The organism is Citrobacter sedlakii NBRC 105722 (genome assembly GCF_000759835.1).
GTDB classification, from domain to species: domain Bacteria; phylum Pseudomonadota; class Gammaproteobacteria; order Enterobacterales; family Enterobacteriaceae; genus Citrobacter_A; species Citrobacter_A sedlakii.
Map to the genome: position 1 here is coordinate 1 of NZ_BBNB01000021.1, position 26,300 is coordinate 26,300.

The 26,300-nt window shown below is 51.3% G+C and carries 47 protein-coding genes; 7 read left to right on the forward strand and 40 right to left on the reverse strand.

Annotated features, from left to right (window positions below; genetic code table 11):
• Window positions 1-234 precede the first annotated feature (234 nt).
• Window positions 235-789: a gamma carbonic anhydrase family protein gene (locus CSE01S_RS21530; protein WP_042293065.1), complete on the forward strand. Its 555-nt coding sequence runs from the start codon at window positions 235-237 to the stop codon at window positions 787-789.
• Here CSE01S_RS21530 and CSE01S_RS21535 read toward each other — a convergent pair.
• The 6 genes from CSE01S_RS21535 to dprA are packed head-to-tail and all read right to left on the reverse strand — an operon-like array spanning window position 765 to window position 4,557.
• A complete protein-coding gene (locus tag CSE01S_RS21535; protein ID WP_042293067.1) occupies window positions 765-1,022 on the reverse strand; it encodes a DUF1488 family protein in 258 nt (85 codons plus the stop codon). The two genes, CSE01S_RS21530 and CSE01S_RS21535, sit on opposite strands and share 25 nt — an antisense overlap.
• A complete protein-coding gene (aroE, locus tag CSE01S_RS21540; protein ID WP_042293069.1) occupies window positions 1,019-1,837 on the reverse strand; it encodes a shikimate dehydrogenase in 819 nt (272 codons plus the stop codon). Before aroE ends, CSE01S_RS21535 begins: the two co-directional genes overlap by 4 nt.
• Window positions 1,838-1,841: 4 nt before the next feature.
• Window positions 1,842-2,414 (reverse strand): L-threonylcarbamoyladenylate synthase type 1 TsaC, encoded by a 573-nt coding sequence (tsaC, locus tag CSE01S_RS21545; protein WP_042293071.1) that lies wholly within the window; start codon window positions 2,412-2,414, stop codon window positions 1,842-1,844.
• Complete coding sequence (locus CSE01S_RS21550) at window positions 2,407-2,961, reverse strand: DNA topoisomerase family protein (protein WP_042293073.1); 555 nt, start codon at window positions 2,959-2,961, stop codon at window positions 2,407-2,409. Before CSE01S_RS21550 ends, tsaC begins: the two co-directional genes overlap by 8 nt.
• A 26-nt stretch (window positions 2,962-2,987) precedes the next feature.
• A complete protein-coding gene (gene smg / locus CSE01S_RS21555) occupies window positions 2,988-3,461 on the reverse strand; it encodes a DUF494 family protein Smg (protein WP_012908442.1) in 474 nt (157 codons plus the stop codon).
• The gene (gene dprA / locus CSE01S_RS21560) at window positions 3,433-4,557 is read right to left on the reverse strand and encodes a DNA-protecting protein DprA (RefSeq protein WP_042293077.1); all 1,125 of its coding nucleotides are present in this window, start codon (window positions 4,555-4,557) and stop codon (window positions 3,433-3,435) included. The genes smg and dprA overlap by 29 nt, the downstream gene beginning before the upstream one ends.
• A gap of 129 nt (window positions 4,558-4,686) precedes the next feature.
• Between dprA and def the strand changes: the two genes are divergently transcribed.
• The 5 genes from def (at window position 4,687) to mscL (ending at window position 9,451) form a co-directional block, all read left to right on the forward strand.
• Window positions 4,687-5,196, forward strand: a complete 510-nt coding sequence (def, locus tag CSE01S_RS21565) for a peptide deformylase (protein WP_042293079.1) — start codon at window positions 4,687-4,689, stop codon at window positions 5,194-5,196.
• A 14-nt stretch (window positions 5,197-5,210) separates the two neighbouring features.
• Window positions 5,211-6,158, forward strand: a complete 948-nt coding sequence (gene fmt, locus CSE01S_RS21570; RefSeq protein WP_042293083.1) for a methionyl-tRNA formyltransferase — start codon at window positions 5,211-5,213, stop codon at window positions 6,156-6,158.
• A 52-nt stretch (window positions 6,159-6,210) separates the two neighbouring features.
• Window positions 6,211-7,500, forward strand: coding sequence for a 16S rRNA (cytosine(967)-C(5))-methyltransferase RsmB (rsmB, locus tag CSE01S_RS21575; protein WP_042293131.1), 1,290 nt, complete (start codon window positions 6,211-6,213; stop codon window positions 7,498-7,500).
• 21 nt (window positions 7,501-7,521) lie between these two features.
• Window positions 7,522-8,898 (forward strand): Trk system potassium transporter TrkA, encoded by a 1,377-nt coding sequence (gene trkA, locus CSE01S_RS21580; protein WP_042293086.1) that lies wholly within the window; start codon window positions 7,522-7,524, stop codon window positions 8,896-8,898.
• A 139-nt stretch (window positions 8,899-9,037) separates the two neighbouring features.
• Window positions 9,038-9,451, forward strand: coding sequence for a large-conductance mechanosensitive channel protein MscL (gene mscL / locus CSE01S_RS21585; RefSeq protein ID WP_042293089.1), 414 nt, complete (start codon window positions 9,038-9,040; stop codon window positions 9,449-9,451).
• Here mscL and arfA read toward each other — a convergent pair.
• The 31 genes from arfA to rpsJ all read right to left on the reverse strand — a co-directional run bounded on the left by arfA (window position 9,448) and on the right by rpsJ (window position 24,291).
• Window positions 9,448-9,666: an alternative ribosome-rescue factor ArfA gene (arfA, locus tag CSE01S_RS21590; RefSeq protein ID WP_042293091.1), complete on the reverse strand. Its 219-nt coding sequence runs from the start codon at window positions 9,664-9,666 to the stop codon at window positions 9,448-9,450. The genes mscL and arfA overlap by 4 nt on opposite strands.
• 56 nt (window positions 9,667-9,722) lie before the next feature.
• Window positions 9,723-10,148 carry a Zn(2+)-responsive transcriptional regulator gene (gene zntR / locus CSE01S_RS21595; protein WP_042293092.1) on the reverse strand — a complete coding sequence of 142 codons (426 nt, stop codon included), beginning with the start codon at window positions 10,146-10,148 and terminating at the stop codon, window positions 9,723-9,725.
• Window positions 10,149-10,158: 10 nt separating this feature from the next.
• The gene (locus CSE01S_RS21600) at window positions 10,159-10,527 is read right to left on the reverse strand and encodes a DnaJ family domain-containing protein (protein ID WP_042293094.1); all 369 of its coding nucleotides are present in this window, start codon (window positions 10,525-10,527) and stop codon (window positions 10,159-10,161) included.
• A gap of 108 nt (window positions 10,528-10,635) precedes the next feature.
• Window positions 10,636-11,022, reverse strand: a complete 387-nt coding sequence (gene rplQ / locus CSE01S_RS21605; RefSeq protein ID WP_001216372.1) for a 50S ribosomal protein L17 — start codon at window positions 11,020-11,022, stop codon at window positions 10,636-10,638.
• A 40-nt stretch (window positions 11,023-11,062) separates the two neighbouring features.
• A complete protein-coding gene (locus tag CSE01S_RS21610; RefSeq protein WP_001162094.1) occupies window positions 11,063-12,052 on the reverse strand; it encodes a DNA-directed RNA polymerase subunit alpha in 990 nt (329 codons plus the stop codon).
• 25 nt (window positions 12,053-12,077) lie between these two features.
• The gene (rpsD, locus tag CSE01S_RS21615) at window positions 12,078-12,698 is read right to left on the reverse strand and encodes a 30S ribosomal protein S4 (protein ID WP_012908432.1); all 621 of its coding nucleotides are present in this window, start codon (window positions 12,696-12,698) and stop codon (window positions 12,078-12,080) included.
• 33 nt (window positions 12,699-12,731) lie between these two features.
• Window positions 12,732-13,121: a 30S ribosomal protein S11 gene (gene rpsK, locus CSE01S_RS21620; RefSeq protein WP_001029684.1), complete on the reverse strand. Its 390-nt coding sequence runs from the start codon at window positions 13,119-13,121 to the stop codon at window positions 12,732-12,734.
• A 16-nt stretch (window positions 13,122-13,137) separates the two neighbouring features.
• On the reverse strand, window positions 13,138-13,494 hold the full coding sequence (rpsM, locus tag CSE01S_RS21625) for a 30S ribosomal protein S13 (RefSeq protein WP_012908431.1): 357 nt from the start codon (window positions 13,492-13,494) through the stop codon (window positions 13,138-13,140).
• 146 nt (window positions 13,495-13,640) lie between these two features.
• Window positions 13,641-13,757: a 50S ribosomal protein L36 gene (gene rpmJ / locus CSE01S_RS21630; RefSeq protein ID WP_000868187.1), complete on the reverse strand. Its 117-nt coding sequence runs from the start codon at window positions 13,755-13,757 to the stop codon at window positions 13,641-13,643.
• A gap of 31 nt (window positions 13,758-13,788) precedes the next feature.
• Window positions 13,789-15,120, reverse strand: coding sequence for a preprotein translocase subunit SecY (gene secY / locus CSE01S_RS21635; RefSeq protein WP_001118864.1), 1,332 nt, complete (start codon window positions 15,118-15,120; stop codon window positions 13,789-13,791).
• Between the two features lie 7 nt (window positions 15,121-15,127).
• On the reverse strand, window positions 15,128-15,562 hold the full coding sequence (rplO, locus tag CSE01S_RS21640; RefSeq protein WP_042293104.1) for a 50S ribosomal protein L15: 435 nt from the start codon (window positions 15,560-15,562) through the stop codon (window positions 15,128-15,130).
• A 3-nt stretch (window positions 15,563-15,565) separates the two neighbouring features.
• Window positions 15,566-15,745, reverse strand: coding sequence for a 50S ribosomal protein L30 (rpmD, locus tag CSE01S_RS22930; RefSeq protein ID WP_001140434.1), 180 nt, complete (start codon window positions 15,743-15,745; stop codon window positions 15,566-15,568).
• A 3-nt stretch (window positions 15,746-15,748) separates the two neighbouring features.
• Complete coding sequence (gene rpsE / locus CSE01S_RS21650; RefSeq protein ID WP_000940121.1) at window positions 15,749-16,252, reverse strand: 30S ribosomal protein S5; 504 nt, start codon at window positions 16,250-16,252, stop codon at window positions 15,749-15,751.
• A 14-nt stretch (window positions 16,253-16,266) separates the two neighbouring features.
• Window positions 16,267-16,620, reverse strand: a complete 354-nt coding sequence (rplR, locus tag CSE01S_RS22935; protein WP_000358960.1) for a 50S ribosomal protein L18 — start codon at window positions 16,618-16,620, stop codon at window positions 16,267-16,269.
• A gap of 9 nt (window positions 16,621-16,629) precedes the next feature.
• Entirely contained in the window at window positions 16,630-17,163 is a 534-nt protein-coding gene (gene rplF, locus CSE01S_RS22940) for a 50S ribosomal protein L6 (protein WP_012135817.1), read from the reverse strand.
• A 12-nt stretch (window positions 17,164-17,175) separates the two neighbouring features.
• Window positions 17,176-17,568: a 30S ribosomal protein S8 gene (rpsH, locus tag CSE01S_RS22945; RefSeq protein WP_000062611.1), complete on the reverse strand. Its 393-nt coding sequence runs from the start codon at window positions 17,566-17,568 to the stop codon at window positions 17,176-17,178.
• Window positions 17,569-17,601: 33 nt separating this feature from the next.
• Entirely contained in the window at window positions 17,602-17,907 is a 306-nt protein-coding gene (gene rpsN, locus CSE01S_RS22950) for a 30S ribosomal protein S14 (RefSeq protein ID WP_012135425.1), read from the reverse strand.
• 14 nt (window positions 17,908-17,921) lie between these two features.
• Window positions 17,922-18,461, reverse strand: coding sequence for a 50S ribosomal protein L5 (rplE, locus tag CSE01S_RS21675; protein WP_001096202.1), 540 nt, complete (start codon window positions 18,459-18,461; stop codon window positions 17,922-17,924).
• Between the two features lie 14 nt (window positions 18,462-18,475).
• The gene (rplX, locus tag CSE01S_RS21680; protein WP_000729185.1) at window positions 18,476-18,790 is read right to left on the reverse strand and encodes a 50S ribosomal protein L24; all 315 of its coding nucleotides are present in this window, start codon (window positions 18,788-18,790) and stop codon (window positions 18,476-18,478) included.
• A 10-nt stretch (window positions 18,791-18,800) separates the two neighbouring features.
• Window positions 18,801-19,172, reverse strand: a complete 372-nt coding sequence (gene rplN / locus CSE01S_RS21685; protein ID WP_002919748.1) for a 50S ribosomal protein L14 — start codon at window positions 19,170-19,172, stop codon at window positions 18,801-18,803.
• Between the two features lie 162 nt (window positions 19,173-19,334).
• Window positions 19,335-19,589 (reverse strand): 30S ribosomal protein S17, encoded by a 255-nt coding sequence (rpsQ, locus tag CSE01S_RS21690; RefSeq protein ID WP_002438707.1) that lies wholly within the window; start codon window positions 19,587-19,589, stop codon window positions 19,335-19,337.
• The gene (rpmC, locus tag CSE01S_RS21695; RefSeq protein WP_000644742.1) at window positions 19,589-19,780 is read right to left on the reverse strand and encodes a 50S ribosomal protein L29; all 192 of its coding nucleotides are present in this window, start codon (window positions 19,778-19,780) and stop codon (window positions 19,589-19,591) included. The genes rpsQ and rpmC overlap by 1 nt, the downstream gene beginning before the upstream one ends.
• Complete coding sequence (gene rplP, locus CSE01S_RS22955) at window positions 19,780-20,190, reverse strand: 50S ribosomal protein L16 (protein WP_000941208.1); 411 nt, start codon at window positions 20,188-20,190, stop codon at window positions 19,780-19,782. The genes rpmC and rplP overlap by 1 nt, the downstream gene beginning before the upstream one ends.
• A 12-nt stretch (window positions 20,191-20,202) precedes the next feature.
• Complete coding sequence (gene rpsC, locus CSE01S_RS22960; protein WP_000529945.1) at window positions 20,203-20,904, reverse strand: 30S ribosomal protein S3; 702 nt, start codon at window positions 20,902-20,904, stop codon at window positions 20,203-20,205.
• A 17-nt stretch (window positions 20,905-20,921) separates the two neighbouring features.
• The gene (gene rplV, locus CSE01S_RS21710) at window positions 20,922-21,254 is read right to left on the reverse strand and encodes a 50S ribosomal protein L22 (protein WP_000447529.1); all 333 of its coding nucleotides are present in this window, start codon (window positions 21,252-21,254) and stop codon (window positions 20,922-20,924) included.
• A gap of 14 nt (window positions 21,255-21,268) precedes the next feature.
• Window positions 21,269-21,547, reverse strand: coding sequence for a 30S ribosomal protein S19 (gene rpsS, locus CSE01S_RS21715; RefSeq protein ID WP_001138117.1), 279 nt, complete (start codon window positions 21,545-21,547; stop codon window positions 21,269-21,271).
• Window positions 21,548-21,563: 16 nt separating this feature from the next.
• Entirely contained in the window at window positions 21,564-22,385 is an 822-nt protein-coding gene (gene rplB, locus CSE01S_RS21720; RefSeq protein ID WP_000301864.1) for a 50S ribosomal protein L2, read from the reverse strand.
• A 17-nt stretch (window positions 22,386-22,402) separates the two neighbouring features.
• Window positions 22,403-22,705: a 50S ribosomal protein L23 gene (rplW, locus tag CSE01S_RS21725; RefSeq protein WP_000617546.1), complete on the reverse strand. Its 303-nt coding sequence runs from the start codon at window positions 22,703-22,705 to the stop codon at window positions 22,403-22,405.
• Entirely contained in the window at window positions 22,702-23,307 is a 606-nt protein-coding gene (rplD, locus tag CSE01S_RS21730; RefSeq protein ID WP_000424395.1) for a 50S ribosomal protein L4, read from the reverse strand. Before rplD ends, rplW begins: the two co-directional genes overlap by 4 nt.
• A 10-nt stretch (window positions 23,308-23,317) precedes the next feature.
• Entirely contained in the window at window positions 23,318-23,947 is a 630-nt protein-coding gene (gene rplC, locus CSE01S_RS21735; protein WP_042293120.1) for a 50S ribosomal protein L3, read from the reverse strand.
• A 32-nt stretch (window positions 23,948-23,979) separates the two neighbouring features.
• Window positions 23,980-24,291, reverse strand: coding sequence for a 30S ribosomal protein S10 (gene rpsJ, locus CSE01S_RS21740; RefSeq protein WP_001181005.1), 312 nt, complete (start codon window positions 24,289-24,291; stop codon window positions 23,980-23,982).
• Window positions 24,292-24,669: 378 nt separating this feature from the next.
• On the opposite strand from rpsJ, the gene CSE01S_RS21745 reads away from it, so the two are divergent.
• The gene (locus CSE01S_RS21745) at window positions 24,670-25,146 is read left to right on the forward strand and encodes a prepilin peptidase (protein WP_042293123.1); all 477 of its coding nucleotides are present in this window, start codon (window positions 24,670-24,672) and stop codon (window positions 25,144-25,146) included.
• Here the strand turns inward: CSE01S_RS21745 and bfr are convergent.
• The 3 genes from bfr to CSE01S_RS21760 form a co-directional block, all read right to left on the reverse strand.
• A complete protein-coding gene (bfr, locus tag CSE01S_RS21750; RefSeq protein WP_042293126.1) occupies window positions 25,136-25,612 on the reverse strand; it encodes a bacterioferritin in 477 nt (158 codons plus the stop codon). The genes CSE01S_RS21745 and bfr overlap by 11 nt on opposite strands.
• Before the next feature lie 72 nt (window positions 25,613-25,684).
• Window positions 25,685-25,879, reverse strand: a complete 195-nt coding sequence (bfd, locus tag CSE01S_RS21755) for a bacterioferritin-associated ferredoxin (protein ID WP_042293128.1) — start codon at window positions 25,877-25,879, stop codon at window positions 25,685-25,687.
• 180 nt (window positions 25,880-26,059) lie between these two features.
• Window positions 26,060-26,300: EF-Tu C-terminal domain-related protein (locus CSE01S_RS21760; RefSeq protein WP_000341402.1), on the reverse strand; the 241-nt coding region annotated here is incomplete at its 5' end.

Genomic DNA, 26,300 nt, shown 5'->3' on the forward strand with positions numbered 1-26,300 from the left:
GTTGTGACGACCATCTTGTGAAGCGTTTCACTTTGTCGTCTCAACGGAGGCGCATTATAGGGATCCCAATTTTTTGCACAAGCCTTTTTTCGATCTTTTTTTCCATTTGCTGCTTTTTCACTCCTTTCGTTTCATTCCTGCGCAATGTGACGCTTTTTTGATAGCTAAATCACTTGCACAAGGCCAGAAATGCAACCAAAGTCATCATTACTGTTCTCTTTATCTGAGGTAAACATGTCTGACGTATTACGCCCTTATAAGGATCTTTTTCCGCAGATCGGACAACGCGTGATGCTCGATCGCAGCAGCGTTATCATTGGCGATGTTCGTCTGGCAGACGATGTCGGGATCTGGCCGCTTGTCGCGATCCGTGGCGATGTAAATTACGTTGAGATTGGCGCACGCACCAATATTCAGGATGGCAGCGTCTTACACGTCACTCACAAATCGCCTTCCAATCCTGAAGGTAATCCACTGATCGTGGGCGAAGATGTCACTGTTGGACATAAAGTAATGCTCCACGGCTGCATTATTGGCAACCGCGTCCTGGTCGGAATGGGCTCGATTCTGTTAGATGGCGCGATCATTGAAGATGACGTGATGATTGGCGCCGGCAGTCTGGTGCCGCAAAACAAACGTCTGCAAAGCGGCTATCTGTATCTGGGAAGCCCGGTTAAACAGATCCGGCCTCTAACGGAAGATGAGAAAACGGCGTTGCGATATTCCGCCAACAACTACGTGAAATGGAAAGACGACTATCTGACTCAGGACAGCCAGATCCATCCCTGATCGTCTTCCTGCTGGGACTGGATCAAGGCTTCAGCCTCTTCTTCCAGATCCCAGCGGTGCTCACAAAAGTGAGCCAGCCATTCCTCCGCCGTTTCGCCACCAAAGCGTTTCGCCAGCGATTCCCCCTTTATGGCACACATTAACTGCATGCCATTCACCAGCGCCGGGAAGCAAACAGCGCATTCATCCACACGCCATTCCTCTCTGTCAGGAAACAGAATCGCCTGGTTCATGCAGACAACTCCTGCTTGAGGCGCGCAATCACCGGTTCGATTTCGGGTAAAATACCATGCCAGAGCAAAAAGGCATGAGCAGCCTGCCCCACCAGCATTCCCAGGCCATCGGCAACGCGTTTCGCGCCATGTTGTTCACACCACAAGAGAAAAGGCGTCCGTCCCTGCTGGTAAAGCATGTCGTAACAACAGACCGAGGGATAAATCAGCGACGCAGGGATCGCCGGGATCTCACCATTGAGTCCGCTGGATGTGGCATTGATGATCACATCAAAGTGATGGTCTGCCAGTTCATCCATGCCCAGCGCCTGCACACTACCGGTATGCGCAAAGACCTTCGCCAGTTCCTGAGCCCGGGATGCCGTTCGGTTGACAATGGTCACGCCACAATCCAGAGAAAGTAACGGTAACAGAACCCCACGCGCTGCCCCGCCAGCGCCGATCAGCAAAATTCGCTGCCCCGGTTGAATAAAGGATAAACGTTCAAGATCGCTTAACAAACCGATACCGTCAGTGTTATCTCCGAGTAGACGACCATCCTCAAGTCGTTTGATCGTATTCACTGCGCCAGCCAGCGCCGCACGCTCCGTCAATTCATCCGCACGGGCAAAAGCCTCTTCTTTAAAAGGCACCGTGACGTTCGCCCCTTTGCCTCCCCCGGCAAAAAAAGCGTTTAACGTGTTAACAAAGTCATCCACTGGCGCCAGTACGCGACCATACGGGTGATCGATTTGCAACTGCTGCGCAAATTGCTGATGAATAAACGGTGACTTACTGTGTGCTATCGGATGACCGAAAACAGCATAGGTTTCCATTCTCTTACCCCTGTCGAAACAGTTCGCCCGTTAATGCATCGCGAATTTCAGAAGGATTCAAACGACCGCCCGTTTCGCCTTCCACAATCGGGAAGTCGTCGCCGAATTGCGCCCGCACATCTTCCGTTGTGCGACACGGCGGCAGTCCGCTAAGGTTGGCGCTGGTTGATACCAGCGGTTTGCCATACGCCTTACACAGGGCGACCACCAGCGGATGATCTGTCACACGTACCGCCAGTGAATTGAAGCGACCTGTTAGCCAGCGTGGCGTGCTCTCAGGCGCAGGGAAAACAAAGGTTACCGGCCCTGGCCAACATGCAAATACAGCTTCACGCTGTGCTTCGGTGAGCATACTGTCGTCAATATATGGTCTGAGTTGTTCAAAATTTGCGGCGATCAAAATCAGCCCTTTGTCTACCGGGCGTTGTTTGAGCGCCAGCAGACGATTTACAGCCGTTTCGCTGTCGGGATCGCACCCGACACCAAATACAGCTTCCGTTGGATAGGCGATGACATTTTTATTATTAAGTTCCTCTACCGCTGCGGCGATAGAGTCTGTTGGCAGGTTATTATTCACTTTTTTGTTCCGCCGAAACCGGCTTTCCACATTGTTTATTGGCGCAGAAGTGCTTAACACCTTGCGCGGTTTTCTTTTCGATAAGGAGCGGATAGTGGCACTCAGGGCACTCTCCAGCTATCGGTTTGGCGTTAATGACAAACTGGCATTCCGGATAGCGATCGCAGGAATGAAATGTTTTGCCATAACGGGAACGCCGCTGAACCAGGTGACCAGTCAGGCATTGAGGGCAGGTTATTGCGGTTTCGTCTGGCTTATCAATCATCTCGGTATGATCACATTCCGGATAATTGCTGCAGCCGATAAACATACCAAATCGCCCCTGTCGTAGCACCAGCTCGGCACCGCAATCGGGGCAGAATTTCCCCTCCAGAACTTTGACAATATGTCCGTCCGCCGTGGATTTCAGCGGACGAATATAGTCGCATTCCGGATAGTGAGAGCATCCGAGAAACGGACCGTGTTTCCCGGAACGAATAACCAGTTCAGCCCCACACTGTGGGCAGGGCTCATTTTTACGCACCGCAAACAGTGCTGATTTAGCCATAACAACTCATGCTGGATTAAGATTGATTAATGCAGCATACCTTCATTCACTTCAAAGAGTAATTCTTCCATTTGCTGGTAGGCATTTTCACATCCTGGAATGTTAAACAGCACCATTAATATGACCCATTTCAGATCTTCCAGGTCGAATTCTGCGGTATCCAGCGCGAGTACGCGTTCAATCACCATTTCTCGCGTTTCGAGGTTTAGCACCTGAATCTGCTCGAGGAATAACAAAAATCCCCGGCAGCTGGCATCCAGACGATCGCACTCTTCTGGAGTATAAATACGAACAGAGAGAGGATCGGAAGCAAGCTGCATTGGCTCAGCAAGCCCTTCCTGATAGTCAGCCAGCTTTTCCAGCCACAGGAGTGCATTGTAGATGTCTTCACGATCAAAACCGGCGTCGGTAAGATCCCGTTCAAGTTTGTCCTGATCCACACGTAATTCCGCTTCGTTGTGGATATACGTTTCAAACAAATACATTAGTACGTCGAACATGGCATGCCCTCCTCAATCGGACATAGCCGCCGGGTACAGCTGCGATCCATCCTGCTAACTCCAGTTCGAGTAGCTGAGCCACTACCGCTGGCACAGGTTGGCCGGCACGTTCAGCGACGACGTCAACAGGTGTTACCTCATCTCCTACGTTAGCCAGGAGCTCGGGAAATGGCAATGCCGCAGCTTCGCGATCTGGTGAATAAAGTGAATTTTCAGGCTCATCTGGCAGCCAATGTAAGCCATACTGCAAATTTTCCACGATTTCCTCTGGCGAAGTCACAAGTGTGGCGCCCTGCTTCACGAGCCAATGCGGCCCTTCGCTTCCCGGGTTCCCTATTGGCCCCGGTAAAGCAAACACTTCCCTGCCTTGCTCTATCGCGCAGCGTGCAGTCACCAGAGATCCGCTGCGCTGCGCTGCCTCTACCACCAGCACGCCTTTGCTCAGACTGCTGATGATACGGTTTCGTCGGGGAAAATTGCGCGGGAGCGGGTGCATTGCCAGCGGAAATTCGGATACCAGCGCCCCGCCCGCGTCGAGCAATCGCTCTGCCAGATAGCCATGACTACGTGGATAGATAACCTCGAGACCGCTGCCCAACACAGCGATACTTTTACCCTGTGCCTGGATTGCCGCAGTATGCGCGATTCCATCAATGCCGCGCGCCAGTCCGCTGGTGATCGTGATTCCCCAACCTGCGAGCTTTTCGCAGAACATCCGCCCCCATCGTTCTCCGTACCAGGAAGGCGTACGGCTTCCCACCACCGCCAGCTGTACGTCATGAAGACAGGCAAGGCTTCCGGAAACAAACAGGGCGCCAGGATAATCGTCAATAGCACGAAGTTGGGTTGGATAATGATCATCATCTGCCAGTAATAAATAATGATGAGGCGCCTCAAGCCAAAGCAGCGTTTTCTCCCGTTCTTCATCCGAAAGCGAGAAAAAGCGTTTAATCCAGGAGGGCGAAAACCCCGCGTTGCGAAGCACCGCGGCATCAATATGTGGCTGTGCGATAAGCCAGTGTGCGATGCGCAGCATCTCGTCGCCGCACAATTCACTCACCCGCATTAAACGTAGCCAAATCTCTGTACGGTTCATCCTTGTCCCCCTGCCACAGGCAGTCTCAGCAATCTTTGCGATTGGTCACTGATGCTGTCAATCAGAGGGGGATTTGTCTAGAATAGAGGTAATAATCTTTTCAACTCCTGAACACAACTCTGGATAACTATGGCAGTTTTGCAAGTGTTACATATTCCGGACGAGCGCCTTCGCAAAGTCGCAAAACCGGTTGAAGAAGTGAATGCAGACATTCAGCGTATCGTCGATGATATGTTCGAGACGATGTACGCAGAAGAAGGTATTGGCCTGGCAGCGACGCAGGTTGATATTCATCAGCGGATAATCGTGATTGACGTCTCTGAAAACCGCGACGAGCGCCTGGTACTCATTAACCCGGAACTGCTGGAAAAAGAAGGCGAGACCGGTATCGAAGAAGGGTGCCTGTCGATTCCGGAACAGCGCGCTTTGGTGCCACGTGCGGAAAGAGTGAAAATTCGCGCGCTCGATCGCGAGGGTAAACCATTTGAGCTGGAAGCCGACGGCCTGCTGGCTATTTGTATCCAACACGAAATGGATCATTTAGTCGGTAAATTGTTTATCGATTATTTGTCGCCGCTGAAGCAGCAACGTATTCGTCAGAAAGTTGAAAAACTCGACCGCCTGAACGCACGAGCTTAAGGACAAGAATCAACGTGTCAGACTCACTACGTATTATTTTTGCGGGTACACCTGACTTTGCAGCGCGTCATCTTGACGCGCTGTTGTCTTCTGGACACAACGTTGTCGGCGTGTTTACCCAGCCCGACCGCCCGGCAGGCCGCGGCAAGAAACTCATGCCCAGCCCGGTAAAAGTGCTGGCGGAAGAAAAAGGCATTCCCGTATTCCAACCCGCCTCATTACGCCCGCAGGAAAACCAGCACCTGGTTGCCGATCTGCACGCAGACGTTATGGTTGTCGTAGCGTATGGTCTGATTCTTCCCAAAGCGGTGCTGGATATGCCGCGGCTCGGTTGCATTAACGTCCACGGTTCCTTGCTCCCACGCTGGCGTGGCGCGGCGCCGATTCAACGTTCGCTTTGGGCTGGCGATGCCGAAACAGGCGTAACCATTATGCAGATGGACGTTGGTCTGGATACGGGCGATATGCTCTACAAGCTCGCTTGTCCGATTACCGCAGAAGATACCAGCGGTACGCTGTACGACAAGCTGGCAGAGTTGGGCCCGCAGGGTTTGATCGAAACGCTGAAACAATTAGCCGAAGGGCGGGCAAAACCAGAAGCTCAAGATGATGCGCTGGTTACCCACGCTGAGAAACTCAGCAAAGAAGAAGCCCGAATTGACTGGTCGCTTTCCGCAGCGCAACTGGAACGCTGCATTCGCGCGTTCAACCCCTGGCCGATGAGCTGGCTGGAAATTGACGGTCAGCCGGTGAAAGTCTGGCAGGCGACCGTTGTGGCTGCTGCCACCCAGGCTCAGCCCGGGACTATTCTGGACGCGACAAAACACGGCATTCAGGTTGCCACAGGCGACGGCATTTTAAATTTACTCTCGTTGCAGCCCGCCGGAAAAAAAGCCATGAGCGCGCAGGATCTTTTAAATTCACGTCGGGAATGGTTCATTCCTGGCAACCGTCTGGCCTGACGGTCACTTCTTACTCCGCCCGGTGTCGCCGGGCATTTTTATTTTTGCGGTTATGAATAAGAAACTCAACTTACGCAGTATGGCGGCGCAAGCCATTGAACAGGTCGTCGAGCAAGGACAATCATTGAGCAATGTTCTGCCGCCGATGCAACAAAAGGTTTCCGACAAAGATAAGGCACTGCTGCAGGAGTTGTGCTTTGGGGTGCTGCGCACGCTGTCACAACTGGAGTGGCTGATCAGCAAGCTCATGTCTCGCCCAATGACGGGCAAGCAGCGTACCGTGCATTACCTGATTATGGTCGGATTCTACCAACTGCTGCATACGCGCATTCCCCCTCACGCCGCGCTGGCCGAAACGGTCGAGGGCGCAGTCGCCATCAAGCGTCCTCAACTGAAAGGCCTTATCAACGGCGTGTTACGTCAGTTCCAGCGTAAGCAGGATGAGCTGCTGGCGGAATTTTCTAACACTGAAGCGCGTTTTTTGCATCCTTCCTGGCTGCTTAAACGCCTGCAAAAAGCCTGGCCGGAACGATGGGAAGCTCTTGTCGAGGCCAACAACCAGCGCCCACCGATGTGGTTGCGGGTAAACCGCACGCATCATTCACGAGACGCCTGGCTGGCACGACTGGAAGAAACAGGCATGACAGGCTTCACCCACCCGGCATACCCTGACGCGGTACGCCTGGAAACGCCTTCACCAGTGCATGCGCTTCCTGGCTTCGACGAAGGCTGGGTCACCGTTCAGGACGCTTCCGCTCAGGGCTGCGTCACCTTTCTTGCGCCGCAAAACGGCGAACATATATTAGATTTATGCGCGGCGCCAGGCGGTAAAACCACACACATCCTCGAAGCGGCCCCCGAAGCCAATGTTCTGGCCGTGGATGTTGATGAACAGCGGCTCTCTCGCGTTTATGACAACCTTAAACGTCTCGGGATGAAAGCGACCGTTAAGCAAGGCGACGGACGTTATCCGGCACAGTGGTGCGGCAAGCAGCAGTTTGATCGTATTTTACTGGACGCTCCCTGCTCTGCCACTGGCGTTATCCGTCGCCATCCAGACATAAAATGGCTGCGTCGGGATCGGGACATTGCCGAACTGGCGAAGTTACAGGCAGAAATACTGGATGCCATCTGGCCGCATCTGAAATCAGGCGGGACGCTGGTGTACGCAACCTGTTCAGTACTGCCGGAAGAGAACAGTCTACAGGTTAAAGCTTTCCTGCAACGCACAGCAGACGCCATTCTCAGCGAAACCGGTACGCCTGAACAACCTGGCCGGCAAAATCTGCCTGGCGCAGAAGAAGGTGATGGCTTCTTTTACGCTAAGCTAATCAAAAAGTGATGAGATAACGGGTCACGACTGATGAAAATAATCATTCTGGGCGCAGGGCAGGTTGGCGGCACACTGGCAGAAAACCTGGTTGGCGAAAACAACGATATCACCGTGGTCGATACTAACGGGGAGCGTCTGCGAAGCTTACAGGATAAGTTCGATTTGCGCGTGGTGCAGGGCCACGGTTCACATCCTCGCGTTCTGCGTGAGGCCGGGGCTGACGATGCCGATATGCTGGTAGCTGTAACCAGTTCCGATGAAACAAACATGGTCGCCTGCCAGGTGGCCTATTCTTTATTCAACACACCGAATCGTATCGCGCGTATACGCTCTCCTGACTACGTTCGCGATGCAGACAAACTGTTTCATTCTGAGGCCGTACCTATCGATCATCTCATTGCCCCGGAGCAACTGGTTATCGATAGCATTTACCGGCTGATCGAATATCCCGGCGCACTGCAGGTGGTTAACTTTGCGGAAGGCAAGGTCAGCCTGGCTGTCGTTAAGGCTTACTACGGCGGTCCGCTGATCGGGAATGCCCTGTCAACCATGCGTGAGCACATGCCGCATATTGATACGCGAGTCGCGGCTATTTTTCGTCACGATCGTCCTATCCGCCCACAGGGATCAACCATTGTCGAAGCCGGGGATGAAGTCTTCTTTATTGCGGCTTCTCAGCATATCCGCGCGGTAATGAGCGAGTTGCAGCGGCTGGAAAAACCGTACAAACGCATCATGCTGGTTGGCGGCGGTAATATCGGCGCAGGTCTGGCGCGTCGCCTGGAAAAAGATTACAGCGTGAAGCTGATCGAACGCGATCAGCAACGGGCGGCAGAGCTGGCTGAAAAACTGCAAAATACGATCGTCTTTTTTGGCGATGCGTCGGATCAGGAGTTGTTAACCGAAGAACATATTGATCAGGTCGATCTCTTTATTGCGGTGACCAACGACGATGAAGCGAATATCATGTCGGCAATGTTGGCTAAACGGATGGGCGCAAAAAAGGTGATGGTGCTGATCCAGCGCCGCGCTTATGTCGACCTCGTTCAGGGGAGCGTCATAGATATCGCCATATCACCGCAGCAGGCAACGATATCAGCGTTACTCAGCCACGTCCGTAAGGCGGATATTGTAGGCGTTTCCTCTTTACGCCGTGGCGTGGCGGAAGCCATTGAAGCTGTGGCGCACGGGGATGAGAGCACCTCCCGCGTGGTGGGCCGGGTTATTGATGAAATCAAACTGCCGCCAGGAACAATTATTGGCGCCGTGGTACGTGGCAATGACGTCATGATTGCGAATGACAATTTGCGCATCGAGCAAGGCGATCATGTCATTATGTTTTTGACCGACAAAAAGTTTATTACTGACGTCGAACGCTTATTCCAGCCAAGCCCTTTCTTCCTGTAACTGAGAAGGGTGCATTATTAGCACCCTTTTTAATCCACTGATTTGACAAGGTTAATTCGAACATTTATCTCATGACATAAATGGAAATTGCCTTAACATTTGTTAAACTTATTATCGTCAGCTGCTTGGGAGAATAAAAATGAGCATTATTAAAGAGTTTCGCGAATTCGCGATGCGCGGGAATGTTGTCGATTTGGCAGTGGGTGTCATTATTGGTGCGGCGTTCGGTAAGATTGTTTCGTCACTGGTTGCCGATATCATCATGCCACCGCTGGGATTATTAATTGGCGGGATCGATTTCAAACAGTTTGCCTTTACGCTACGTGAGGCGCAGGGCGACATCCCGGCTGTTGTGATGCATTACGGTGTGTTTATTCAGAACATCTTTGATTTCGTGATTGTCGCGTTTGCTATCTTCATGGCGATCAAGTTGATTAACAAACTCAACCGTAAGAAAAAAGAAGAGCCGGCGGCGCCACCCGCTCCGACAAAAGAAGAAGTGCTACTCACTGAAATTCGTGACCTGCTCAAAGAACAAAATAACCGTTCTTAACTGCTCGCTAAAAGCAGAAGGCCAGTGGTAAAAAAGTGATTCACTTTCTTGCCACTGGCCTCCCAGTTCCCGCGATTGCCGTGTTTTCCTTTACGTAAATAACTGCCTTTCCCTTTCTTGTTCTTTTCCACGCGTTGCCTGAAAAGTGGGTCATGCAGTAGTGCCTCTATGGCGTTGTCTTTGATCTGCCCTTTCGTATGTTGATAACGGCTCATAATTACTCCAGTTGTAGGATTTAACGGCGCGAGTGTAATCCTGATGGTTGACTAAATCAACAGCCTGACTTTATTCCACTGGCGCCTTGCTCCAGGGCCTCGAGAATCGAACAGTAAACGCTACTGTGCGCCGTACCACAACAGGCGTCATTCAGTCGTTGCAGGGAACGCTGCATTGTTTGCAGTTCCGCTATTCTTGCTTCAACTTCTTTCAGCCTCTCCTGCACGATCCCTTTTGATTCCTGGCAGGTATGATGCTCAGGATCGATACGGATCGACAGCAGTTCGCGGATCGACTCGAGTGTAAAACCAAGCTGTCGCGCGTAGCGGATAAATTTCAGGCGTTGAAGATCGTTTTCGGTATACAAGCGAAACCCACCTTCAGTACGGACTTCATGTTCCATCATCTGCTGCTTCTCATAATAGCGGATGGTGTCCGGCGTAACCTCGGCCAGCTTTGCTAACTCTCCAATACGATACATCTCTTCTCCTTTAACGCTCACTGATTTTATGCGACAGCTTTTTGGCATATTCACCGCGAAGAAATTCCGTACTCACCCCGGCCTGTCTGAGCTTGAGCTCCAGTAATGACAAACGACGACTGACTTCCTGATACTGAGGATCATCCTGTCGAATCCCGTTTAGCAAATCCAGCAGCGCAATCGCTTCTTTACGCTGTTCCAGTTCAGGGGGAAGACAGCCTGCATTTTTCAGTAAGCGATAGCCAGCGCGTAGTTCAGCAGGAACATGCGAGTCGTCATCCAGAATGAGCGGCTCTCCGCGTCCGGGCAGATGGTCAAATTCGCCTTTACTCTGCGCTTCAAGGATATGGCGCTCCGCCCACTGGTCCAGTAACCACATACAACGCTCCAGGGGATGAACAAAAAGAATACAAATTATTGTAGATAAGTGGGGATGCTGCGGATATAAAAAAACCCGCCGGAGCGGGTTTTTTTACGTTACTACAGATTACTCTGCAGCAGCTTCTGCTTTCGACTCAGAGCGATCAACCAGCTCGATGTAAGCCATCGGCGCGTTGTCGCCTGCACGGAAGCCACACTTCAGAATGCGAGTGTAACCACCGGCGCGGCTCGCGAAACGCGGGCCCAGCTCGTTAAACAGTTTTGCCACGATCTCGTTATCACGAGTGCGGGCGAATGCCAGACGACGATTAGCTACGCTATCAGTCTTGGCAAGAGTAATCAGCGGCTCAACTACGCGGCGCAGCTCTTTCGCTTTAGGCAGGGTCGTCTTGATGATTTCATGACGAACCAGTGAACCTGCCATATTGCGGAACATAGCCTGGCGATGGCTGCTGTTGCGGTTCAGTTGACGACCACTCTTACGATGGCGCATGACCTTATCCTTCTCAGTAAAACCTTAACCTGCGATCCGGTTACTCGTCAGCGATGCTTGCCGGTGGCCAGTTTTCCAGGCGCATACCCAGAGACAGACCACGGGAAGCCAGCACGTCTTTAATCTCAGTAAGAGATTTTTTACCAAGGTTAGGCGTCTTAAGAAGCTCAACCTCAGTACGCTGTACCAGATCACCGATATAGTGGATAGCTTCTGCTTTGAGGCAGTTAGCAGAGCGGACAGTCAATTCCAGATCGTCAACAGGGCGCAGCAGGATCGGATCGAATTCTGGTTTCTCTTCTTTCACTTCCGGCTGACGTACATCACGTAAGTCAACGAAAGCTTCCAGTTGTTCAGCCAGAATGGTCGCCGCACGACGAATCGCCTCTTCAGGATCGATTGTGCCGTTGGTTTCCATTTCGATGACCAGCTTGTCCAGGTCGGTACGCTGTTCTACACGCGCTGCTTCAACATTGTAGGCGATACGCTCTACAGGGCTATAGCATGCGTCGACCAGCAGACGGCCGATTGGGCGCTCATCTTCTTCCGAATGAATTCGGGTAGAAGCCGGCACATAACCACGACCGCGCTGAACTTTGATACGCATGCTAATAGACGCGTTCTCATCGGTCAGGTGGCAGATCACGTGCTGCGGCTTGACGATTTCGACATCACCGTCGTGGGTAATGTCGGCTGCAGTCACAGGGCCAATGCCAGATTTATTCAAGGTAAGAATAACTTCATCTTTACCCTGAACTCTCACCGCCAGCCCTTTCAGGTTGAGCAGGATTTCCAGGATGTCTTCCTGAACGCCTTCTTTGGTGCTGTACTCATGTAGTACACCATCAATCTCAACCTCGGTCACCGCGCAACCCGGCATCGATGAGAGCAGAATACGGCGCAGTGCGTTACCTAAAGTATGGCCAAAGCCACGCTCTAAAGGCTCAAGGGTCACCTTGGCGTGCGTCGAACTCACTTGCTCGATATCTACCAGGCGCGGTTTTAGAAACTCTGTCACAGAACCCTGCATTGTGTCCTCTCTTTGGTACTAAGCTTTACTTGGAGTAAAGCTCGACGATCAGGTGTTCGTTAATGTCCGCAGACAGATCAGAACGCTCAGGCTTACGCTTGTACGTACCTTCCATCTTGCCAGCATCAACTTCCAGCCAGGTTGGCTTTTCACGCTGCTCAGCCAGCTCCAGAGCGGCTTTCACGCGAGACTGCTTCTTCGCTTTCTCACGAATGCTAACAACGTCATTCGGACTAACCTGATAAGAAGCGATGTTAACAACACGACCGTTTACCATAACAGCTTTATGGCTAACCAGCTGACGTGCTTCTGCACGAGTGGCGCCGAAGCCCATACGGTATACAACGTTGTCCAGACGACCTTCCAGCAGAGCCAACAGGTTTTCACCGGTGTTGCCTTTCAGACGTGCTGCTTCTTTGTAGTAGTTACGGAACTGACGCTCCAGCACACCGTAGATACGGCGAACTTTTTGCTTTTCACGCAACTGCACACCATAGTCAGACAGACGCGGTTTACGCGCACCGTGCTGGCCAGGAGCTTGTTCAATTTTACACTTGGTATCGATCGCGCGAACGCCGGACTTAAGGAATAAGTCGGTGCCCTCACGACGGCTCAGCTTGAGCTTAGGACCCAAATATCTTGCCATTTTCTTTCTCCAACAAACCTGGAAAACGAAGCGTTATACGCGACGTTTTTTCGGCGGACGACAACCGTTATGAGGGATCGGAGTCACATCAGTAATATTAGTGATGCGGAAACCAGCGGCGTTCAGAGCACGAATAGTAGATTCGCGGCCTGGACCCGGACCTTTAACCATAACTTCCAGATTCTTGATGCCGTATTCTTTAACGGCGTCAGCGCAACGCTCTGCTGCAACCTGAGCTGCGAACGGAGTGGATTTGCGAGAACCACGGAAACCGGAACCACCGGCTGTTGCCCAACCCAGCGCGTTACCCTGACGATCGGTAATAGTCACGATGGTGTTGTTGAAAGAAGCATGGATATGAGCCACGCCGTCAGAGACTTGTTTTCTTACACGTTTACGTGCACGAATTGGTGCCTTTGCCATTATTCAATCACCCCGATTATTTCTTGATCGGTTTGCGCGGACCCTTACGGGTACGTGCGTTGGTCTTGGTACGCTGACCGCGAACCGGGAGACCACGACGATGACGCAAACCGCGATAGCAACCAAGATCCATCAGGCGCTTGATGCTCATGCTGATTTCACGGCGCAGATCACCTTCAACGACAAATTTGGCAACTTCGTCACGCAGCGTGTCGATTTGTCCTTCAGACAGCTCACTGATCTTAACATTTTCAGCGATACCCGCTGCAGCCAGGATGGCTTTAGAACGGGTCTTACCGATGCCGTAGATCGACGTTAATGCGATCACAGCATGTTTCTGATCAGGAATGTTAATGCCTGCTATACGGGCCACTATGCACTCCTACTATTTAATATGTACGCACCATGCTGAAAAGCCCGTTTTCAGGATACTCAAATGGAAACGTACAGACATACAAAAGATTGGCTGGCTAATCTAGCCAGCTCAACCCAACTTTGCAAGAAAAATATGCGAATAAATCAGCCTTGGCGCTGTTTATGCTTCGGCTCGGCACTGCAAATCACACGGATGACACCATCACGCTTAACGATTTTGCAGTTACGGCATAATTTCTTGACGGAAGCACGAACTTTCATTTTTACTCTCCGTAACTTCTCGGGCGACCAATTAACGGCCGTAGCCTTTCAGGTTCGCCTTCTTCAATGCAGACTCATACTGACTGGACATCATCAGAGTTTGCACTTGAGCCATAAAGTCCATAATCACGACAACAACGATAAGCAGTGAGGTCCCACCGAAGTAGAACGGTACTTTCATTGCATCACGCATGAACTCCGGGATCAGGCAGATAAAGGTAATATAAAGCGCACCGACCAGAGTCAGGCGGGTCATTACTTTATCGATATACTTCGCCGTTTGCTCTCCCGGACGAATTCCTGGTACAAATGCACCGGACTTCTTCAGGTTATCTGCTGTTTCACGCGGGTTGAAGACCAACGCCGTGTAGAAGAAACAGAAGAAGATGATTGCAGACGCATAGAGTAACACATAAAGCGGTTGCCCAGGCTGCAAATACAGCGAAATTGTTGTCAGCCAGTTCCAACCAGTACCGCCCCCGAACCATGACGCGATGGTTGCCGGGAACAGAATAATACTGGAAGCGAAGATAGCCGGGATAACCCCCGCCATATTCACTTTCAGCGGTAAATGTGTGCTCTGTGCAGCATAGACACGACGACCTTGCTGACGTTTCGCGTAGTTTACCACAATGCGGCGTTGACCACGCTCAACAAATACAACAAAGAACGTCACTGCAAATACTAATACTGCAACCAACAGCAACACGAGGAAGTGCAGGTCGCCTTGACGCGCTTGCTCGATAGTATGGGCGATGGCTGGCGGGAGACCCGCGACAATACCGGCGAAGATAATGATTGAGATACCGTTACCGATACCTCGTTCAGTAATCTGTTCGCCCAACCACATCAGGAACATGGTTCCCGTGACCAGACTTACAACAGCGGTGAAATAGAATGCAAAGCCCGGGTTCATCACCAGGCCTTGCATACCAGGCATATTCGGCAGACCGGTAGCAATACCGATCGACTGGAATATTGCCAGCACCAGAGTACCGTAACGGGTGTACTGGCTGATCTTACGACGACCAGACTCCCCTTCTTTCTTAATTTCCGCCAACGTTGGATGAACCACCGTCAGCAGCTGGATAATAATCGATGCCGAAATGTACGGCATAATACCCAAGGCAAAGATAGAAGCACGGCTGAGAGCACCACCAGAGAACATGTTGAACATCTCAATGATGGTGCCTCGCTGTTGCTCAAGCAGTTTGGCAAGTACAGCGGCATCAATACCAGGGATCGGAATAAAAGAGCCAATACGGAACACAATCAGCGCACCGATAACAAACAGCAGTCTGCGTTTCAGCTCGCCTAAGCCACCTTTGGCACTTTGAAAATCTAATCCCGGTTGTTTAGCCATCTGCTACTTATTCCTCGATTTTACCGCCAGCAGCTTCGATAGCAGCACGAGCGCCTTTAGTAACACGCAGGCCACGAACAGTTACCGGAGTAGTGACTTCACCAGACATGATCACTTTCGCGAACTCGATCTGGATACCGATAATGTTAGCCGCTTTCAGCGCGTTCAGGTCTACAACGCCGCCTTCTACTTTCGCCAGGTCAGACAGACGAACTTCGGCTGTAATCGCTGCTTTACGAGAAGTGAAGCCGAATTTCGGCAGACGACGGTACAGAGGCATCTGACCACCCTCGAAACCGCGACGTACGCCACCGCCAGAACGAGACTTCTGACCTTTGTGACCACGACCACCGGTTTTACCGAGGCCAGAACCGATACCACGACCCAGGCGTTTACCCGCCTTTTTGGAGCCTTCGGCCGGAGACAGAGTATTTAAACGCATCTCTTACTCCTCAACTTTAACCATGAAGGAAACCGCGTTGACCATACCACGAACGGCAGGAGTATCCTCACGTTCTACGGTGTGACCAATACGACGCAGACCCAGGCCAAGCAGCGTTGCCTTGTGTTTCGGCAGACGACCGATTGCACTGCGGGTTTGAGTAATTTTAATAGTCTTTGCCATGGTTTATTTCCCCAGAATTTCTTCAACGGATTTACCACGCTTGGCAGCGACCATTTCTGGAGAATTCATATTTTCCAGGCCATCAATAGTTGCACGAACCACGTTGATCGGGTTGGTGGAACCGTATGCTTTAGCCAGAACGTTATGAACCCCAGCAACTTCCAGAACGGCGCGCATTGCACCACCGGCGATGATACCGGTACCTTCGGAAGCTGGCTGCATGAATACACGAGAACCCGTGTGAACACCTTTAACCGGGTGTTGCAGGGTGCCGTTGTTCAGCGCGACGTTAATCATATTGCGACGGGCTTTTTCCATCGCTTTCTGGATCGCTGCTGGAACTTCACGCGCTTTACCGTAACCAAAACCAACGCGACCGTTACCATCGCCAACTACAGTCAGAGCTGTGAAGGAGAAAATACGACCACCTTTAACGGTTTTAGATACGCGGTTTACCGCGATCAGCTTTTCCTGCAGTTCGCCAGCTTGTTTTTCGATGTGAGCCATCTTACACCTCTACCTTAGAACTGAAGGCCAGCTTCACGGGCAGCATCTGCCAGTGCCTGGACACGACCATGATATTGGAACCCGGAACGGTCAAAGGACACATCTTTGATGCCTTTTTCCAGAGCGCGTTCAGCGACAGCTTTACCCACAGCTGCAGCCGCGTCTTTGTTACCGGTGTACTTCAGTTGTTCAGCGATAGCTTTTTCTACAGTAGAAGCAGCTACCAGAACTTCAGAACCGTTCGGTGCAATTACCTGTGCGTAAATGTGACGCGGGGTACGATGTACCACCAGGCGAGTTGCGCCCAGCTCCTGGAGCTTGCGGCGTGCGCGGGTCGCACGACGGATACGAGCAGATTTCTTATCCATAGTGTTACCTTACTTCTTCTTAGCCTCTTTGGTACGCACGACTTCGTCGGCGTAACGAACACCCTTGCCTTTATAAGGCTCAGGACGACGGTAGGCGCGCAGATCTGCTGCAACCTGGCCGATCACCTGCTTATCAGCGCCTTTCAGCACGATTTCAGTTTGAGTCGGGCACTCTGCAGTAATCCCAGCCGGCAGCTGATGGTCAACAGGGTGAGAGAAACCTAAGGACAGGTTTACTACATTCCCTTTAACCGCTGCACGATAACCTACACCAACCAGCTGCAGCTTCTTAGTGAAGCCTTCGGTAACACCGATAACCATTGAGTTCAGCAGGGCACGCGCGGTACCAGCCTGAGCCCAACCGTCTACGTAACCATCACGCGGACCGAAGGTCAGTGCATTATCTGCATGTTTAACTTCAACAGCATCGTTGAGAGTACGAGTCAGCTCGCCGTTTTTACCTTTGATCGTAATAACCTGACCGTTGATTTTTACATCAACGCCGGCAGGAACAACGACCGGTGCTTTAGCAACACGAGACATTTTTTCCTCCGATTAGGCTACGTAGCAGATAATTTCGCCACCAAGACCAGCCTGGCGCGCTGCACGATCAGTCATAACACCTTTAGAGGTAGAAACAACCGCGATACCCAGACCCGCCATAACTTTCGGCAGCTCATCTTTACGTTTGTAGATGCGCAGACCTGGGCGGCTGACACGCTGAATGCTTTCTACAACAGCTTTACCCTGGAAATACTTAAGAGTCAGTTCCAGTTCCGGCTTGGTGTCGCCTTCAACTTTAAAATCTTCGATAAAACCTTCTTCCTTCAGCACGTTGGCGATTGCCACTTTCAGCTTGGAGGAAGGCATGGTGACCGCAGCTTTGTTCGCGGCCTGACCGTTACGGATACGGGTCAGCATATCCGCGATCGGATCTTGCATGCTCATCTGTCTTTACTCCCGTGATTCAATTGGTGACAATTACCAGCTAGCCTTTTTCAAGCCTGGTACTTCACCGCGCATTGCGGCTTCACGTAGCTTGATACGGCTCAACCCGAACTTGCCCACATAGCCATGTGGACGACCTGTTTGACGGCAGCGGTTACGCTGACGAGACGGGCTGGAATCACGCGGCAGAGTCTGCAGCTTAAGAACAGCGTTCCAACGATCTTCGTCGGAAGCGTTCACATCAGAGATGATCGCTTTCAGTTCAGCGCGTTTCGCGAAGTATTTATCAGCTAAAGCTACGCGTTTTACTTCGCGTGCTTTCATTGATTGCTTAGCCATTCAGTAACCCTACCTTACTTGCGGAACGGGAAGTCAAAGGCAGCCAGCAGAGCACGGCCTTCTTCGTCAGATTTCGCAGTAGTGGTAATGGTAATATCCAAACCACGAACGCGGTCGACTTTATCGTAGTCGATTTCTGGGAAGATGATCTGCTCACGGACACCCATGCTGTAGTTACCACGACCATCGAAAGACTTAGCGGACAAGCCACGGAAGTCACGGATACGCGGTACAGCAATAGTGATCAGGCGCTCAAAGAACTCCCACATGCGTTCGCCACGCAGAGTTACTTTACAGCCGATCGGATAGCCCTGACGGATTTTGAAGCCTGCAACAGATTTGCGTGCTTTGGTGATCAGCGGTTTTTGACCGGAGATTGCTGTCAGGTCAGCTGCTGCGTTATCCAGCAGTTTCTTGTCAGCGATCGCTTCACCAACACCCATGTTCAGGGTGATCTTCTCGACCCGAGGGACTTGCATGACAGAATTGTAGTTAAACTCAGTCATGAGTTTTTTAACTACTTCGTCTTTGTAGTAATCATGCAGTTTCGCCATCGTACTACTCCAAATTACTTGATAGTTTCGCTATTAGACTTGAAGAAACGGACTTTTTTACCGTCTTCGAATCTAAAGCCTACACGGTCAGCCTTGCCGGTTGCCGCATTGAAGATTGCAACGTTAGAAACCTGAATAGCAGCTTCTTTTTCAACGATGCCGCCTGGTTGGTTCAGAGCCGGAACCGGCTTCTGGTGTTTCTTAACCAGGTTGATACCTTCAACAATGACCTTGCCGGAAGACAGGACATTCTTAACTTTACCGCGCTTACCTTTATCTTTACCGGTTAACACGATAACTTCGTCATCACGACGGATTTTCGCTGCCATGATTCGCTCCTTAGAGTACTTCTGGTGCCAGAGAGATAATTTTCATGAACTTCTCGGTACGAAGCTCACGAGTTACCGGCCCAAAAATACGCGTACCGATAGGCTGCTCGCTGTTATTGTTCAGAATAACGCATGCATTACCATCGAAGCGAATGACAGAACCGTCCGGGCGACGAACACCCTTCTTGGTGCGCACCACTACCGCCTTCAGCACATCACCTTTTTTGACCTTACCACGCGGAATTGCTTCTTTGATGGTGATCTTGATGATGTCGCCTACGCCTGCGTAGCGACGGTGCGAGCCACCCAGAACCTTGATACACATTACGCGACGTGCACCGGAGTTGTCGGCGACGTTCAGCATAGTCTGTTCTTGGATCATTTTAGTGCTCCGCTAATGTCAACTACTACTGAGACCCGAAATCAGGTCGTTAAAAAAGCCCCATATCGGGGGCGCGGCATTATAACACCGCTCAAACGATATGGGTAGAAAAAATAAACGGCCCATCGCTGAGCCGTTTATTCGTTGAGAATGCGTACTGTATTACAGAACCGCTTTCTCTACAACGCGAACCAGCGTCCAGGACTTAGTCTTGGACAGCGGACGGCATTCACGGATTTCAACCTTGTCGCCGATACCGCATTCGTTGTTCTCGTCATGTACGTGCAGTTTGGTCGTACGCTTGATGAATTTACCGTAGATCGGGTGTTTCACAAAACGTTCGATAGCAACAACAATGGATTTCTCCATTTTGTCGCTAACAACGCGACCTTGCAGAGTACGGATTTTATCGGTCATTACGCACCCGCCTTCTCAGTCAGTAAAGTCTTAACGCGTGCGACATCGCGACGCACTTGCTTCAACAGGTGAGACTGTTGCAGCTGGCCACTTGCAGCCTGCATACGCAGGTTGAACTGCTCACGCAGCAGGTTCAGCAGCTCGGTGTTCAGCTCTTCAACGCTCTTCTCACGCAGCTCTTTTGCTTTCATTACATCACCGTCTTAGTTACAAAGGTGGTTTTAATCGGCAGTTTCGCTGCTGCCAGCTTGAATGCTTCACGGGCCAGCTCTTCCGGTACGCCGTCCATTTCATACAGGACTTTACCCGGCTGAATCAAGGCAACCCAATACTCCACGTTACCTTTACCTTTACCCATACGCACTGCCAGCGGCTTTTCAGTGATCGGTTTGTCCGGGAATACACGGATCCAGATCTTACCTTGACGCTTAACTGCACGGGTCATAGCACGACGTGCTGCTTCGATCTGACGGGCAGTCAGACGACCACGGCCAACAGCTTTCAGACCGAAGCTGCCGAAGCTAACATCCGCGCCTGCAGCCAGACCGCGGTTACGGCCTTTGTGCATCTTACGGAATTTTGTACGCTTTGGTTGTAACATCAGCGACGCTCCTTATTTACGGCCTTTACGCTGCTGCTTTTTAGGTTGCGCAGCCGGTTTTTCCGGTTGTTCAACAGCAGCCATACCACCCAGGATCTCGCCTTTGAAGATCCATACCTTAACGCCGATTACACCGTAAGTGGTGTGCGCTTCAGAGGTGTTGTAGTCGATGTCAGCACGCAGAGTGTGCAGCGGTACGCGACCTTCACGGTACCATTCGGTACGTGCGATTTCCGCGCCGCCCAGACGGCCGCTAACTTCAACTTTGATACCTTTAGCGCCCAGACGCATTGCGTTCTGTACAGCACGCTTCATCGCACGGCGGAACATAACACGGCGTTCCAGCTGAGAAGTGATGCTGTCAGCAACCAGTTTTGCGTCCAGTTCAGGTTTACGAACTTCGGCGATATTGATCTGTGCAGGAACGCCAGCGATATCCGCTACGACCTTACGCAGTTTTTCTACGTCTTCGCCTTTCTTACCGATAACGATACCCGGGCGAGCAGTGTGAATAGTCACACGGATGCTCTTAGCCGGACGCTCGATAACGATACGAGATACGGACGCTTTAGCCAGTTCCTTCGTCAGGTACTGACGTACTTTAAAATCGCTGTCCAGGTTGTCAGCGAATTCTTTGGTGTTCGCAAACCAGGTAGAGTTCCATGGTTTTACAATACCCAGGCGAATACCATTAGGATGTACTTTCTGACCCATTGCTAGTCTCCAGAGTCTCAGCGATCGGACACAACCACAGTGATGTGGCTGGTGCGCTTCAGGATGCGATCTGCACGACCTTTTGCACGCGGCATAATGCGCTTCATGCTCGGGCCTTCGTCTACGAAAATTTTCGTAACTTTCAGATCGTCAATGTCAGCGCCATCGTTGTGTTCAGCGTTAGCAATGGCAGATTCCAGAACCTTCTTGACCAATACAGCCGCTTTCTTGTTGGTGTAGGTCAGAATATCCAGAGCCTGCGACACTTTCTTACCGCGAATCAGGTCAGCAACAAGGCGGACCTTCTGAGCAGAAGAACGAGCATGGCGATGTTTAGCGATAGTTTCCATCTCTTCCTCCTACCTTATTTCTTCTTCGCTTTTTTATCAGCAGCGTGGCCGCGATAAGTACGAGTCGGTGCGAATTCACCCAGTTTGTGACCGACCATTTCATCGGTTACAAATACCGGAACGTGCTGACGACCATTATGGACAGCGATGGTCAAACCGATCATGTTAGGAAAGATCGTTGAACGACGGGACCAAGTGCGCAGGGGCTTCTTGTCTCCGCTTTCCACCGCTTTCTCTACCTTCTTCAGCAAGTGCAGGTCAATAAAAGGACCTTTCTTGAGAGAACGTGGCATGGCTTATCCTCTAAAATTATTTGCTACGGCGACGTACGATGAATTTATCAGTACGCTTGTTGCTGCGGGTCTTCTTACCTTTGGTCTGAACGCCCCACGGGGTTACCGGGTGCTTACCAAAGTTACGACCTTCACCACCACCATGTGGGTGGTCTACTGGGTTCATCGCGGTACCGCGAACGGTCGGACGAACACCACGCCAACGTGCAGCACCTGCTTTACCCAGAACGCGCAGCATATGCTCAGCATTGCCAACTTCGCCCAGAGTTGCACGGCAGTCTGCTTCGACTTTACGCATTTCACCAGAACGCAGACGCAGGGTGACATAAGCACCATCGCGCGCAACGATCTGAACGTAAGTCCCTGCGGAACGTGCCAGCTGACCGCCTTTACCTGGTTTCATTTCTACGTTATGAACGGTAGAACCAACCGGGATATTGCGCATCGGCAGGGTGTTGCCTGGTTTGATTGCAGCATCAACGCCAGATTGGATCTGGTCGCCAGCTTTCAGGCCTTTAGGGGCCAGGATGTAACGGCGTTCGCCATCTTTGTACAGAACCAGCGCGATGTTCGCGGAACGGTTCGGATCGTACTCAAGACGCTCAACAACTGCCGGGATACCGTCTTTGTTGCGTTTGAAGTCAACAATACGATAAGCCTGCTTGTGGCCACCACCGATGTGACGAGTGGTGATACGGCCATTGTTGTTACGACCACCGGATTTGCTGTTTTTTTCCAGCAACGGAGCAAAAGGTTTGCCCTTGTGCAGCTCAGGGTTAACCACTTTAACTACGTGGCGACGACCCGGAGATGTCGGTTTACATTTAACAACTGCCATTGTATTACTCCTCCGACTTACTCAGCGCCGCCAACGAAGTCCAGGTTCTGGCCTTCTTTCAGGGTGACGTAAGCTTTTTTCCAGTCGCTACGACGACCGATACGCTGTCCGTGACGTTTAACTTTCCCTTTAACGACCAGGGTGTTAACGACTTCGACTTCGACTTCAAACAGTTTCTGCACAGCAGCTTTGATTTCTGCTTTGGTCGCGTCTTTAGCAACTTTGAGAACGATGGTGTTAGTTTTTTCCATCGCAGTAGACGCTTTTTCAGAAACGTGCGGTGCGCGCAGCACCTTCAGCAGACGTTCTTCACGAATCATGCCAGCATCTCCTCAACTTGCTTAACAGCATCAGCAGTCATTACGACTTTGTCGAAGGCGATCAGGCTAACCGGGTCGATACCCGTCGCATCGCGTACGTCAACCTTGTGCAGGTTACGTGCGGCCAGGAACAGGTTTTCGTCCAGCTCACCGGTGATGATCAGCACATCTTCCAGAGCCATGTCTTTCAGTTTCTGTGCCAGCAGCTTAGTTTTAGGCGCTTCAACAGAGAACTTCTCGACAACGATCAGACGATCCTGACGTACCAGTTCGGACAGAATGCTTTTCAGCGCGCCGCGGTACATCTTCTTGTTAACTTTTTGACTGTGGTCCTGCGGACGCGCAGCGAAGGTCACGCCACCAGAACGCCAGATCGGGCTCTTGATAGAACCTGAACGCGCACGGCCGGTACCTTTCTGGCGCCACGGTTTTTTACCGGAACCAGTTACTTCAGCACGAGTCTTCTGAGCACGAGTACCCTGACGAGCACCAGCTGCATAAGCAACAACAACCTGGTGAACCAGCGCTTCGTTGAAATCACGACCGAAGGTAGTTTCGGAAACAGTCAGCGCGCTCTGCGCGTCTTTCAATACTAATTCCATTGCTATCCCCTTACGCCTTCACAGCTGGTTTAACGATCAGGTCGCAGCCGGTTGCACCCGGGACCGCACCTTTAACCAGCAGCAGGTTGCGCTCAGCGTCAACACGTACTACGTCCAGGCTCTGAACAGTGACACGTTCGTTACCCAGCTGACCTGCCATTTTCTTGCCTTTGAACACTTTGCCCGGAGTCTGGTTCTGACCGATAGAACCCGGAACGCGGTGAGACAAGGAGTTACCGTGAGTCGCGTCCTGGGTACGGAAGTTCCAGCGCTTAACGGTACCTGCGAAACCTTTACCTTTAGAGGTGCCAGTTACGTCAACTTTTTTAACTTCAGCAAACAGCTCAACGCTAATGCTCTGACCTACGGTGAACTCTTCGCCTTCAGCCAGACGGAATTCCCACAGACCACGGCCAGCTTCTACGCCAGCTTTAGCAAAATGACCCGCTTCCGGCTTGGTTACACGGTTAGCTTTTTTAGCACCGGTGGTAACCTGGATTGCGCGGTAGCCATCGTTAGCCAGGTCTTTAACCTGAGTAACACGGTTTGCTTCAACTTCGATTACGGTTACTGGGATTGAAACGCCATCTTCAGTGAAGATGCGAGTCATGCCCACTTTTTTACCGACTAAACCAATCATTGTTTCAACCTCTCAATCGCTCGATGACCTGATTAACCCAGGCTGATCTGCACGTCTACACCGGCAGCCAGATCCAGACGCATCAGAGCATCAACGGTTTTCTCGGTTGGCTCAACGATGTCAACCAGACGCTTGTGAGTGCGGATTTCGTACTGGTCACGCGCGTCTTTGTTAACGTGCGGGGAGATCAGAACGGTGAAGCGCTCTTTGCGGGTCGGCAGCGGGATCGGACCACGGACTTGCGCACCAGTGCGCTTAGCAGTCTCGACGATTTCCGCGGTTGATTGATCGATCAGACGATGATCAAACGCTTTCAGGCGGATACGGATTCTTTGGTTCTGCATGAGACCAGAGCTCCAATTATTTTATAAACGAAAATGATTACTCCTCAGACCCATTACGATTGATGGGAGAGTGTAACCGTTCTTACGTAGCTCCCCGATTGGGAGCATTGTGAGATAACCAAATCGGTTACCCGAGGTTCAAATCGAACCTGCCGTCGATTAAGACAAGCCCGCGCATTATACGCAAATCTCAGCCTGACGCAAGCATCGCGTAGATATTAAACATTTTCCCCTGAATGCGAGCGGCCTTCAGCGTTGTGTTGCAATGCAAACTCGGCTGACAATGACGGCGGAAATCCGCGCGCATATCCTGATAATGCCGCTTGTTCTCCGGCAGTCCTTCATTACAGTGACGCTTTTTAGCTGGGAGATTGCCCAATGATAACCGCCCTGCCCTTTCTGCTTTGCTATGTTTCATCGACCCTGTACCTGGCGCTTTATGACTTACGCACCGGTTTGCTGCCAGACCGCGTCACCTGCCCTCTGTTGTGGATCGGGTTGGTTTTTCATCAATGCTTCTTTCCGGCACGGCTCGCCGATGCGCTATGGGGCGCCGTCGCAGGCTATATGGGATTTGCTGGTTTGTACTGGACTTATCGGTTTATTCGCGGACAAGAGGGGCTGGGTTATGGTGATGTGAAGTTTCTTGCCGCGTTGGGCGCGTGGCATGGATGGCCATCGTTACCGCTGTTGGTGCTTTGCGCATCGCTGCTTGCCAGCCTGTGCGTTGCAGCAGAGACGCTCATTCGCGGAAAGCGAGCGTTAAAAAACCCGCTGCCTTTTGGGCCATTTCTGGCGGCGGCGGGTTTCATCACTGGATGTCATCAATTGATGACTGGGGGTATTAGCTTGTGACCTGAATCTGCGATTGCAGGTAATTCTGGATACCCAGCTTAGCGATGAGATCCAGCTCGGTTTCCAGCCAGTCAATATGCCCTTCTTCATCCGCCAGGATCTCGATCATCATGTCCCGGCTGACGTAATCATGTATGGTATCGGCATAGGCGATGGCTTCACGCAGGTCTTTTGCCCCTTCAAGCTCGAGCCGAAGATCGGATTGTAACATCTCTTCGACGTCTTCACCGATACCCAGCTTGCCAAGATCCTGCAGGTTTGGGATCCCTTCGAGAAACAAAATACGCTCGATGTATTTATCGGCGTGTTTCATCTCATCTATGGATTCATGGTACTCGACATCATTAAGGCGAGTGAGTCCCCAGTTTTTGAACATACGAGCATGAAGAAAATACTGGTTAATCGCGACAAGCTCATTTCCCAATAGTTTATTGAGATAATTTATGATTTTAACATCACCTTTCATTTTATAGTCCCTCCGCTTCCACTCTCTTGAGCGTAGATGGGGCTACAGGGATGTCAAAAAAAAGAGTGTGACTCAGGCGATTTCTTTAAACTCTGGCATTTGCGTCAATTCGTCCTGCATGACTTCACGTGCCGCTCGTATACATTTACCGCATTGATTTCCGACAGGAATAAACTTACGTAACTGTTGGAACGATTGAGGATGAAACTGACGTACAGCCTGACGAATTTTCTTATCACTTACACCATTACACAAACAAACGTACATGATCGCTCCCGTTCAATTTCTGCGCAAAGTGTAAATGAGAATAGTTATGATTACAATAGCACAACTCTGCTTACGCGGCGGAAGGAAAGACAAATTTGCGAAGATTTGTGACAGCTGCGTAGCAGGCAGCAAAAAGGGCGCCGAAGCGCCCTTTTCAGTTCAATACTAATTAATGAATAATTAGCCCAGAACTTTAGCAACCACGCCCGCACCTACAGTACGGCCGCCTTCACGGATTGCGAAACGCAGACCGTCGTCCATCGCGATCGGGTGGATCAGGGTAACAACCATTTTGATGTTGTCGCCCGGCATTACCATCTCTACGCCTTCCGGCAGTTCGATGGTGCCAGTCACGTCAGTTGTACGGAAGTAGAACTGCGGACGGTAGCCTTTGAAGAACGGAGTATGACGGCCGCCTTCA